Origin of the sequence: uncultured Salinisphaera sp., from assembly GCF_964012375.1 — a bacterium.
In the GTDB taxonomy this organism is placed as follows: domain Bacteria; phylum Pseudomonadota; class Gammaproteobacteria; order Nevskiales; family Salinisphaeraceae; genus Salinisphaera.
In genome coordinates, this window is record NZ_CAXGSH010000014.1 from 37,179 (window position 1) to 47,822 (window position 10,644).

At 63.3% G+C, this 10,644-nt stretch carries 14 protein-coding genes and 1 tRNA gene; 14 read left to right on the top strand and 1 reads right to left on the bottom strand.

Going from position 1 to position 10,644, the window contains the following annotated elements; genetic code table 11:
- Positions 1-94 precede the first annotated feature (94 nt).
- From ABNU97_RS04240 to ABNU97_RS04300, 13 genes are all read left to right on the top strand, one after another.
- Positions 95-844 carry a YebC/PmpR family DNA-binding transcriptional regulator gene (locus ABNU97_RS04240; protein WP_348765505.1) on the top strand — a complete coding sequence of 250 codons (750 nt, stop codon included), beginning with the start codon at positions 95-97 and terminating at the stop codon, positions 842-844.
- A 7-nt stretch (positions 845-851) separates the two neighbouring features.
- Complete coding sequence (gene ruvC / locus ABNU97_RS04245) at positions 852-1,364, top strand: crossover junction endodeoxyribonuclease RuvC (RefSeq protein ID WP_348765506.1); 513 nt, start codon at positions 852-854, stop codon at positions 1,362-1,364.
- Complete coding sequence (gene ruvA / locus ABNU97_RS04250; RefSeq protein ID WP_293625022.1) at positions 1,361-1,984, top strand: Holliday junction branch migration protein RuvA; 624 nt, start codon at positions 1,361-1,363, stop codon at positions 1,982-1,984. The genes ruvC and ruvA overlap by 4 nt, the downstream gene beginning before the upstream one ends.
- Position 1,985: 1 nt before the next feature.
- The gene (gene ruvB / locus ABNU97_RS04255; RefSeq protein WP_348765507.1) at positions 1,986-3,041 is read left to right on the top strand and encodes a Holliday junction branch migration DNA helicase RuvB; all 1,056 of its coding nucleotides are present in this window, start codon (positions 1,986-1,988) and stop codon (positions 3,039-3,041) included.
- A complete protein-coding gene (gene ybgC, locus ABNU97_RS04260; protein ID WP_348765508.1) occupies positions 3,034-3,453 on the top strand; it encodes a tol-pal system-associated acyl-CoA thioesterase in 420 nt (139 codons plus the stop codon). Before ruvB ends, ybgC begins: the two co-directional genes overlap by 8 nt.
- Positions 3,450-4,205, top strand: coding sequence for a protein TolQ (gene tolQ, locus ABNU97_RS04265; protein ID WP_348765509.1), 756 nt, complete (start codon positions 3,450-3,452; stop codon positions 4,203-4,205). Before ybgC ends, tolQ begins: the two co-directional genes overlap by 4 nt.
- A 30-nt stretch (positions 4,206-4,235) precedes the next feature.
- Positions 4,236-4,676, top strand: coding sequence for a protein TolR (gene tolR, locus ABNU97_RS04270; protein ID WP_348765510.1), 441 nt, complete (start codon positions 4,236-4,238; stop codon positions 4,674-4,676).
- 2 nt (positions 4,677-4,678) lie between these two features.
- Positions 4,679-5,857, top strand: coding sequence for a cell envelope integrity protein TolA (gene tolA / locus ABNU97_RS04275; protein WP_348765511.1), 1,179 nt, complete (start codon positions 4,679-4,681; stop codon positions 5,855-5,857).
- The gene (gene tolB, locus ABNU97_RS04280; protein WP_348765512.1) at positions 5,854-7,164 is read left to right on the top strand and encodes a Tol-Pal system beta propeller repeat protein TolB; all 1,311 of its coding nucleotides are present in this window, start codon (positions 5,854-5,856) and stop codon (positions 7,162-7,164) included. Before tolA ends, tolB begins: the two co-directional genes overlap by 4 nt.
- Before the next feature lie 74 nt (positions 7,165-7,238).
- Positions 7,239-7,820 carry a peptidoglycan-associated lipoprotein Pal gene (pal, locus tag ABNU97_RS04285; RefSeq protein WP_348765513.1) on the top strand — a complete coding sequence of 194 codons (582 nt, stop codon included), beginning with the start codon at positions 7,239-7,241 and terminating at the stop codon, positions 7,818-7,820.
- Positions 7,821-7,829: 9 nt separating this feature from the next.
- Entirely contained in the window at positions 7,830-8,594 is a 765-nt protein-coding gene (ybgF, locus tag ABNU97_RS04290; protein WP_348765514.1) for a tol-pal system protein YbgF, read from the top strand.
- A 289-nt stretch (positions 8,595-8,883) separates the two neighbouring features.
- Positions 8,884-9,582, top strand: coding sequence for a 7-cyano-7-deazaguanine synthase QueC (queC, locus tag ABNU97_RS04295; RefSeq protein ID WP_348765515.1), 699 nt, complete (start codon positions 8,884-8,886; stop codon positions 9,580-9,582).
- Positions 9,583-9,620: 38 nt separating this feature from the next.
- A tRNA-Lys gene (locus ABNU97_RS04300) sits at positions 9,621-9,696 on the top strand.
- 108 nt (positions 9,697-9,804) lie between these two features.
- Here the strand turns inward: ABNU97_RS04300 and gloA are convergent.
- Positions 9,805-10,317 (bottom strand): lactoylglutathione lyase, encoded by a 513-nt coding sequence (gene gloA, locus ABNU97_RS04305; RefSeq protein WP_348765516.1) that lies wholly within the window; start codon positions 10,315-10,317, stop codon positions 9,805-9,807.
- Between the two features lie 104 nt (positions 10,318-10,421).
- Here gloA and ABNU97_RS04310 point away from each other — a divergent pair.
- On the top strand, positions 10,422-10,644 hold a 223-nt coding region (locus ABNU97_RS04310; RefSeq protein ID WP_348765517.1), incomplete at its 3' end, for a hotdog fold thioesterase.

Here is a 10,644-nt window from a genome sequence, read left to right on the forward strand (position 1 = left end):
TCGCGCGCGACCGGGGCGAAGGCTCACCGGCCGCGCGCCGCGGCCCACGGCTGGTAGAATCCCGGCACGGTTTGCAGCGCAACCACGAGGCATTATGGCAGGCCATAGTAAATGGGCGAATATTCAGCACCGCAAGAACGCCCAGGACAAGAAGCGCGGTAAGATTTTCACCAAGATCATTCGCGAGATCACGGTGGCTGCCCGTATGGGCGGCGGCGATCCGAACGATAACCCGCGTCTGCGGCTGGCCTGGGACAAGGCGCTTGCCGCCAACATGCCCAAGGACAATATCGAACGGGCGGTCAAGCGCGGCACCGGCGACGGGCAGGGCGACAACTACGAAGAGATTCGCTACGAAGGTTACGGCCCCAATGGCGTCGCGATCATGGTCGACTGCATGACCGACAACAAGAACCGGACGGTTTCCGAGGTGCGTTACACCTTCAACCGCAACGGCGGCAATCTGGGCGCCGATGGGTCGGTGGCCTATCTGTTCGATCGCAAGGGCGTACTCACCTACGGCCCGGACAACGACGACGAAGACGTGCTCGCGCCGGCGCTGGATGCCGGCGCCGAAGATCTGGTCGAATACGAGGACGGCTCCTTCGACGTACTCACCGCGCCCGACGACTACACGCAGGTCAAGGCGGCGGTGGAAGCAGCCGGTTTTGCCCCCGATGCCGCCGATGTGACCATGCGCCCGGCAACGACTGTCGAGCTCCAGGGCGAGGACGCACAGAGCTGCCTCAAGCTGCTCGATGCGCTCGAGGACCTGGACGACGTACAGAACGTCTATAGCAACGTCGAGCTGGACGCAGAAACCCTTGCCGACGCCCCGGCCTGACGGCGGCATGGCACGTATTCTCGGGATCGATCCGGGGTCCACGGTCACCGGCTTTGCGGTGATCGAGGGCGGGGCACAGCCGCGCTCCATCGTCATCGACTGTATCCGCCTGCCGCGGGTGGCTTTCCCTGTACGGCTGGGCCTTATCTTCGAACGACTGAGCGCGGTCATCAACGAGTATCGTCCCGACGAAATGGCAATCGAGGATGTGTTCGTGTCGCGCAACGCCGCGAGCGCGCTCAAGCTGGGACAGGCCCGCGGCGCGGCGATCTGTGCAGGCGCTGCGAACGGCCTGCCCGTATCGGAGTACACGCCGACCCAGATCAAGCAGGCGATCGTGGGGCGGGGCCATGCCGACAAGAAGCAGATCCAGCACATGGTGCGCGTGCTGCTGGGCGTGGATGCCACCTTGCAGGCCGACGCGGCCGATGCGGCGGGCGTGGCGGTATGCCATATCCACCACAGTCGCAGCGCCGCACGTATGAAGATCGCTGCCAACACAACGGGCCGCCGGGCATGATCGGGCAATTACGCGGACGCATCATCGAAAAACAGCCGCCGCGGCTGGTCATCGACGTGGGCGGGGTCGGCTATGAAGTCGAAGCGCCGCTGTCGACCTTCTTCGCCCTCGGCGAGGGCCGGCGGCCCGGCGACAACGCCAGCCACGGCGAAGTCACGCTGCTCACGCAGATGGTGGTGCGCGAAGACGCCATGCTGCTCTACGGTTTCGCCACTGCCGACGAACGCAGCTTGTTTCGGGAGTTGATCAAGGTTTCCGGTGTCGGCGCCAAGCTCGCGTTGACCGTACTCTCGGGTATGAGCGTGGCGGATTTCGTGGCCACCATCGAAGCCGACGATGCCGCGCGGCTGACCGGGCTGCCGGGGGTGGGCAAGAAGACTGCGGCGCGCCTGCTGGTGGAAATGCGCGACAAGCTCTCCGGCACCGCGATCGCGCCGGCGCTGGCCCCGGCGGCCAGCAGCGAAGCCGGCGTTGGCGACGTGCAGTCGATCGCCCGCCAGGCGTTGACTTCGCTGGGCTACAAGCCGGCTGAATCGGACCGGTTGCTCAAGGGCATCGACGCCGAGGGCATGGACAGCGAAGCCCTGATTCGCGAAGCCCTGCGCCGGGCGGTGCGCTGACATGGAAGACGCACAACGGCTGATCGGCGCCAGTACCCAGGGCGACGAGGTGCGTTTCGACCGCGCCCTGCGCCCGCGCGGGCTGGCCGAATACATCGGCCAGGCCAGCGTACGCGAACAGATGGAGATATTCGTCAGCGCGGCCCGGGCACGTGGCGAAGCGCTCGACCATGTACTGATCTTCGGACCGCCGGGTCTGGGCAAGACCACGCTCGCGCACGTCATCGCCAATGAAATGCAGGTCGGCTTTCGCCAGACCTCGGGCCCGGTGCTGGAACGCCCGGGCGATCTGGCCGCCTTGCTGACCAATCTCGAGCCCAACGACGTACTGTTCATCGACGAAATCCACCGCCTGTCGCCGGTGGTCGAGGAAGTGCTTTATCCCGCGCTCGAGGACTACCAGATCGATATCGTCATCGGCGAAGGTCCGGCCGCGCGTTCAATCAAGCTCGACCTGCCGGCCTTCACCCTGGTGGGTGCGACCACCCGCGCCGGCGCGCTGACCTCGCCGCTGCGCGATCGTTTCGGTATCGCCCAGCGCCTGGAGTTCTATTCGCACACCGACCTGGGGCATATCGTCACCCGTTCGGCCGCCATTCTCGAGGTGTCGATCGACGAGGCAGGCGCAGCCGAGATCGCACGCCGCGCCCGGGGCACGCCGCGCGTGGCCAATCGCCTGCTGCGGCGCGTACGCGACTATGCCGAAGTCCGCGCCGACGGGCGTATCAGCCATGCCGTGGCACGCCAGGCCATGGACATGCTCAAGGTGGACGACAACGGTTTCGACATCATGGACCGCAAGCTCCTTGGCGCGCTGCTCGAAAAGTTCGACGGCGGCCCGGTCGGCGTGGAAAGCCTCGCGGCCGCGATCGGCGAAGCACGCGAAACGATCGAGGACGTCATCGAGCCCTATCTGATCCAGCAGGGCTTCATGATGCGCACGCCCCGTGGCCGTCTGGCCACCCAGGCCAGCTATCGTCACTTCGGTCTGGCGCAGCCGGCCGGCCGGGATACCGGCGCGGCGGACCTGTTCAACCCGATGCCCGGCGATGACTGACACGCAGACCTTGGAGCAAACCGCCATGCGCTACCGGGTACGCGTGTTCTACGAGGACACCGATGCCAGCGGCGTGGTCTATCACGCCAACTATCTGAAGTACCTCGAGCGCGCGCGCACCCTGTGGCTGGAGGCCCAGGGGCACAGCCATCGCAGCCTCGCCGATAGCCACGGCATCGCATTCACGCTGGCCGACGCCAAGCTTCAGTTCAAGCAGCCGGCACGTCTGGACGACGATATCGAAGTGCTCACGACGGTAGCCGAACAGCGGCGTGCCCGCATCATTTTCGAGCAGACCATTCGCCGCGAAAAAACCGTGCTTATTCAGGCACGATTCACCGTGGCGTGTGTCAGAATCCACGATTTCCGGCCCTGTGCGCTGCCGGAGTTATTGCAAAAGGAGATGCAATGAACGTTGCGACGGACATGTCCCTGTGGGGGCTGGTCATGCAGGCAAGCCTGCTCGTCAAACTCGTCATGCTTGCGTTGTTGTTGGCATCCGTTGTGTCCTGGATCCTCATCTTCAGCAAACGACGCCTGCTCAGCCAGACCCAGAACGACATGGAATGGTTCGAGGATCGTTTCTGGTCGGGCGGCAACCTCAAGGATATCTACGCCGAAACCCAGGCCCAGGCCGACACCAGCCGCGGCATGCCGTCGTTGTTCAAGAACGGCTACGACGAGCTGCGTCGTCAGCGCAGCACCGGCAGTGCGAGTCCGCAGGAAATCGTGCCGTCGGTCCAGCGCGCCATGCGCGTGGCTCTGTCGCGGGAACTCGAACGCCTCGAACGCGGCCTGGCCGTGCTGGCGACGATCGGCTCGATCAGCCCCTATGTGGGCCTGTTCGGCACCGTGTGGGGCATCATGAGCGCCTTCATTGCCCTCGGTAACGTCAAACAGGCCAGCCTGTCGATGGTTGCCCCCGGTATTGCCGAAGCGCTGATCGCCACCGCCATGGGCCTGTTCGCGGCCATCCCGGCGGTCGTGGCCTACAACTTCTTCAGCAACAAGGTCGACTTCATCGAGAATCGCTTTCAGACCTTCATGGAAGAGATGTCCGGCATCGTCGAGCGCGGCGTGAATGCCGCCACGCCCGCGCCGCGGGCCGCGCAGGACAAACCCCGCCCGGCGCCGGAACCCGCGCGTACGCCGCCCGAGCTTTAATCCTGCCGCCTGTCTTCGGAACTACTGACTATGTCTATTCGAGGAAAACGTCGGCTGGCCAGCGAGATCAACGTCGTGCCTTATATCGACGTCATGCTCGTGCTGCTGATCATCTTCATGGTCACCGCACCGTTGTTGACCACCGGTGTGGAAGTCGACCTGCCGGACGCTTCTGCCCAGGTACTGGATACCGAGGACAACGATCCGATCGTGCTCTCGGTCACCCAGGACGGCCAGCTGTATCTCAACGTCGGCGCTAACCCAGACCAGCCCTTGTCCAGCGACGAAGTGACCGATATCGCCTCGCGCGTGATTCGCGAACGGCCCGAGGCACCGGTGGCGGTGCGCGGCGACGGCTCCGGCAGCTACGGCAACGTGGTACGCGGCATGGTGATGCTACAGCGCGCGGGCGCGTCGCAGGTGGGGCTGCTCACCGATAATATCGACGACGACAGCACGAGCGAACGCTGACAATGTGGCAGGGATTCGCCGAGAACTGGCGCGCGGTAATCCTCGCGATCGGCCTGCACGTGCTGATTGCGCTGCTGCTGATCGTGGGCGTGAACTTCGTCACCGACGCCTCGTCGCGGGGCAATCATGGCCAGAAGATCGTCAACGCCTCCGTGATCAATCCGGATTCGGTGAGTACGGACATGCCGGACGCGGTTTCGCCGGCCTCCGCGCCGGAGGCGCCGCCCGCTGAAGCCGAGCCTGAGCCTGAGCCCGAGCCGGAAGACGACAGCGCAGCCGAGCAGAAGGCAGCGGCAGAGAAGAAACAGGCTGCCGAGGCCAAGGCTGCGCGCGAGAAAGCGGAAAGCGACCGCCAGGCCAAGGAAGAAGCCGCGGCCGCGGCCAAGGCCAAGCGCGAAGCCGATGCAAAAGCCGCGCGTGAAGCCGAGGCCAAGGCCCAGGCACAGAAGAAAGCCGAGGCGGAACGCAACGCGAAAGCCGAGGCCGAACGTAAAGCCAAGGCGGAAGCCGAACGCAAGGCCAAGGCACAGGCTGAAGCAAAGAAAAAGGCCGAAGCCGAGGCCAAGGCGAAAGCCGAAGCCCAGCGCAAGGCAGAGGCCGAAGCAGCGCGCAAGAAGGCCGAGGCCGAGAAACAGGCGCAGGCCGAAGCCGAGCGCAAAGCCAAGGCCGAAGCCGAGCGCAAGGCCAAGGCGCAGGCCGAGGCCAAGAAGAAGGCCGAAGCCGAGGCGCAGGCCAAAGCCGAAGCCCAGCGCAAGGCCGAGGCGGAAAAGCAGGCACGCGAAGAAGCCGCGCGCAAGGCCCGTGCCGAGGCCCAGCGCCAGGCAGCGGCCGAGCAGGCAGCACGTGAAGCAGCCATGCGTGAAGCGATGCAGCAGGAGGCTGCGGGGCGCCGCAACGCAGCGAATTCACGGGCGCTGGGTGCTTATGTTCAAGCGATCAAGGATCGTGTGGAGTCGAACTGGGTGCGTCCGCCGGGCGCGCGCAATATTTCCTGTAAAGTACGGGTGAAACAGTTGCCCGGTGGCCAGATCACGGGCTTTCGTCTGCTCGGATCCTGTGGAAGCGCGGCAGTGGATCGCTCGGTGGAACAGGCGATTCGCAAATCCGACCCGTTGCCGCGGGCCCCGTCGGACAGCGTCTTTTCTTCTGAAATCGAGTTCAATTTCGAGCCGGATCAATGAAACAAATTCTCGTTAGAACCCAAGCGGCGCTCGCCGCCCTGATCGTGCTGGCGGCAATGGCATCGGCGCCGGCCCAGGCTGCGCTGCAGGTCGACATCACCGACAGCGCACAGAGCGCGATACCGATCGCGATTTCGCCGTTTGGCAGCAGCGGCGGTGCGCTGCCGGTCGACGTGGCTCAGGTGGCCAGCGACGATCTGAAGTCCACCGGCCTGTTCGACGTCACCGAACGCCGCAACATGGCCGAAACGCCGAGCAGCGCCGACCAGGTGAACTACCAGACCTGGCGCAGCTCCTCGGTGGATAATCTCGTGGTCGGCTCGGCCGCGCCCAACGGGCAGGGCGGTTACCGGATCACCTTCGATCTGCTGGATGTCTATCAGGGCCGTTCGATCGCAAGCTTTCAGATCAACGCCGGGCGTAACGAACTGCGCGATGCCGCGCATACCGTGGCCAACCTGATCTACGAGAAATTCGTGGGCGAGAAGGGATACTTCCTCTCGCGGATCGCCTATATCACCATGGCGAAGGAGAACGGCGCCCTACGCTATCGCCTGATCGTATCCGACTACGACGGCAACAACCCGGCGACCGTGTATTCATCGCGCGATCCGATCATGTCGCCGGCCTGGTCGCCGGACGGCTCCAAGCTGGCCTATGTGGCCTTCGATATCAACCGCGGTCGCAGCAGCCTGCGGGTGCAGGATCTGGCCACCGGCAATATCCGCGAGATTTCGTCGCGCGAAGGTATTAACGGCGCGCCGGCCTGGTCGCCGGACGGGCGAAAACTGGCGATGACGCTGTCGTATCGCGGCAATCCGGATATCTACAGCTACGATCTGACCACCAATCAGCTTACCCAGCTGACCAATAACGGCGCCATCGACACGGAAGCCAGCTGGTCGCCCGACGGCAGCCGTATCGCCTTCACATCCGATCGTGGCGGCAAGCCGCAGGTCTATCAGATGCGTAGCGATGGCAGCCAGGTCCAACGCCTGACGTTCGAAGGCGACAGCAACCAGCGCGCGACCTATTCGCCGGATGGCGGTGAAGTCGCGATGGTTCAGAAAAGCGGCAACGGTTTCCGTATTGCAGTTATGGACCTGCAGAACAATAATATCCGTATCGTAAGCGAAGGCCCGCTCGACGACGGCCCGGATTTCGCGCCGAACGGCCAAGCCATCATCTATGCCCGCCAGGGCCGCAACAACGAATTGGCCACGGTATCCACGGACGGCCAGACCCGATCGCGTCTTTCCCAGAGTGGCGAAGTGCGCGAGCCGGCCTGGGGTCCGCTGGGTTATTGATACCGTCGATCAATTCGTTAAAGAAAAGGCTCGGATGATTCCGAGCCGACCTGTTCACAAGGAGCTTTTGAAAAATGAATAAAATGACGTTGAAAATGGGGCAGCGATTTTCGCTGATAGCCGTACTCGTTGCGGCCATGCTGGTACTCGCGGCCTGCGGCGGCAAGAAGAACCTGCGCGATGGCGATGACCTGCCGGCTGCTGGCATGGGTGGCCAGGACGACCAGGGCATGGGCATGAACTCCGGGCGCGACATCGACGTGCGCGGGCTCGAAGGCATCGACCCGGCCGACCGGGCCATGTTCATGGATCCGAACAACCCGCTGTCGACCCGTATCATCTACTTCGATCTCGACCAGAGTGCGATTCCTTCGCGCTTCTCGCAGGCGATTCAGGCCCATGGCCGTTATCTGAGCCAGCATCCGAACGTCAAGCTGCGTCTGGAAGGCCATACCGACGAACGCGGCACGCGTGAATACAACGTCGCCCTGGGCGAGCGTCGTGCCGAGTCCGTGCAGCAGGCGCTGCAGCTGTCGGGCGCCAGCTCGAGCCAGTTGTCGACCCTGTCGTTCGGCGAAGAGCGTCCGGCCGAGCTGGGTTCGAACGAGTCGGCCTATTCGAAGAACCGTCGCGTCGAGTTCATCTACACCAAGTAAGTAGCCATCATGCGTCACGCACTACCGATAGCACTCGTGACGTTTGCCGTGTCCGCGTCGGCCGGGATCACCTCCCGGCCGGCGTCGGCCGCATCGGCGGACGCCGCACAGAATCAGCAGATCATGCTCGCCCAGGCCGATAACAACGGTGGTCCGAACCTGTTCTCGCTGTTTCAGACGGTCCAGCGGCTTCAGTCCGAAGTTCGCGATCTGCAGGGGCAGGTCGATACGCTCAAGTATCAGCTGCGCCAGAACGAGCAGGGCCAGCGCGATCTCTACGAGAACCTCGACAAGCGTCTGAGCGCCGTCGAGGGCGGCGGCGGCTCAGCCGGCGGCGCCGCAGGCGACAGTGGGGCGTCCAGCGGACAGTCCGATTACAGTAGTTCCAGCCAGGATCCGGCAGTCGAAAAGGCCTATACGGCCGCCTTCGACAAGCTCAAATCCGGCGATTACGACGCCGCGATCGGCGCGTTCAAGGGTTTTCTGGAACAGAACCCGGAAAGCACGTACAGCGACAACGCATGGTATTGGCTGGGCGAGGCGAACTACGTCAAGCGCAACTACGATGCCGCGCTGGAGGCCTTCCAGACGGTGGTCAACCGTTTTCGTGCCAGCAGCAAGGTCCCGGGCTCGCTTTACAAGATCGGCGTGATTCAGGACGAGCGTGGCGAAACGGACAACGCCTACGGCACGCTCAAGCGGGTCGTCGATCAGTATCCCGACAGCAACGTGGCCGAGATGGCGCGCAAGCGCCTTCAGGGCATCGACGGCTAGCGGTATTACGTCAGCCGGCGCGACAGACCGCGCCGGCATTTTGCCCGCCAATGCCGCCGCGCACTACCGAATCGTGCGGCAGGCCTTTCTGACAGGCGAAATACTCAATCCGCCTCGCGTTGGTCCGGCTGATCCGAGGGCATACACTTCGTCGCTGCAGCAATTGTCTCTTGATCGCTTGCTCTTAGCGCCCGTTGCGATCTTGTGCAGCCGGGCGGATTGCCAGGCGCCATGCACGGCGTTGCAGACTCGCGAGCGGCTTGCGCCGCTAATCAACTGACCTTCGATTATGAGCCAGCCGAGACGCAAACGCGCGGTCGTCCTTTTTTCTGGCGGCCTGGATTCCACCACCTGCCTCGCCAAGGCGTATGCCGACGGCCATGAGTGCTACGCGCTGAGCTTCGACTACGGTCAGCGCCATACGGCAGAACTGGCAGCGGCTCGAGCGTATGTCAGCGAACACGACTGGATCGTCGAGCACAAATGCGTGCGGCTGGACTTCGACGGCATGGGCGGCTCCGCGCTCACCGATCCAGCGATCGATGTGCCCGATGCCGGCGGCGAGGGCATTCCCTCGACCTATGTGCCGGCACGGAACACGGTTTTTCTGTCCATAGCGCTTGGCTGGGCCGAGGTACTTGGCGCACAGGCCATCTATATCGGCGTGAACGCCGTGGATTATTCGGGCTATCCGGACTGCCGTCCCGAATTCATCCATGCGTTCGAGCGCATGGCCGCGCTCGCTACGAAGGCCGCCGTACAGGACGGCAACCGGGTTTCCATCGAGACGCCGCTAATCGATTTGAGCAAGGCTGAAATCATCCGCCAGGGTGTCGCGCTGGGCGTGGACTATGCGCGCACGGTGTCCTGTTATCAGGCCGACGCGCAGGGCCGTGCCTGTGGGCGTTGTGACGCGTGCCAGCTGCGACGCGCGGGTTTTGCGCAGGCAGGTGTCGCCGATCCGACAATTTATCAATCGGGGCGCTGATTTTCCGAAAAGAATCGGGTATGATGCGCGGCCAATACGGGCCGTTAGCTCAGTTGGTAGAGCAGTTGACTTTTAATCAATTGGTCGCAGGTTCGAATCCTGCACGGCCCACCATTCAACCCGCCATAGCGCGGGTTTTTTGTTGCCTGGAGCCCGCGTTGCCGTGTGCCCGCAGGTCTGGATACAGCTGCCGGCGATGCCGGCAGCTGCGGGTCGCCGTTCCTACTTGCGGCCGACCAGTTCGATCCAATAGCCATCGGGGTCGAGCACGAAGGCGATATGGCTCATACGGCCGTCTGACGGGCGTTTCTTGAACGTCACGCCGTTGGCGTCCATCCACTCGCAGGCGGCCTGTAGATCCGGCACGGTGAAGCAGATATGGCCATAGCCCTGAGGCTCTTCGTTGCCGTTGTGATAGCGCGCCTGCGGGTCTTTCTCGGTGCCCCAGTTGTGGGTGAGCTCGAGCACGCCTTGCCGGCCGTTAACGTACTTCGCTCTCGCATCCTGATCTTCCGGCACGTCGTCGTCGCCTGTACAGGCCAGAAAATAAAGGGTGAATTCGCCTTCCGGCATATCCACCTTGCGTAGCAGACGCATGCCGAAGACCTTGGTATAGAAAGCCAGCGAGGCCTCGGGGTCGACCACGCGCACCATGGTGTGGTTGAAGATGAAGCCGCGGGTCTCGTTGGGCACCTCGGCATGCACGCCGGGACCGTCTTCTGTATTGAAGGCCATTGCCTGTCCTCTGATTCGTTGCAGATGTGTGGCCTGTACTATGCACGAGCAACATGACCCGATGAAACAGGAGACAGCGGATGTCGAAATACTGGCACGAACCCATGAGTCTGGAGCAACTGAATGCGGTCAACGATCGCGACATGATTTCGCGGCTCGGAATGGTCTATACGGACTTCAGCGACGATATGCTCGAGGCCCGTTTCGAGATCGACGAACGCACGCGCCAGCCCTTCGGACTTCTTCACGGCGGAATTTCCTGCGCGGAACCGCAATCCATGGGCAGCGTGGCGGCGAATATGTGTGTCGACCGCGAACGCTTCGTAT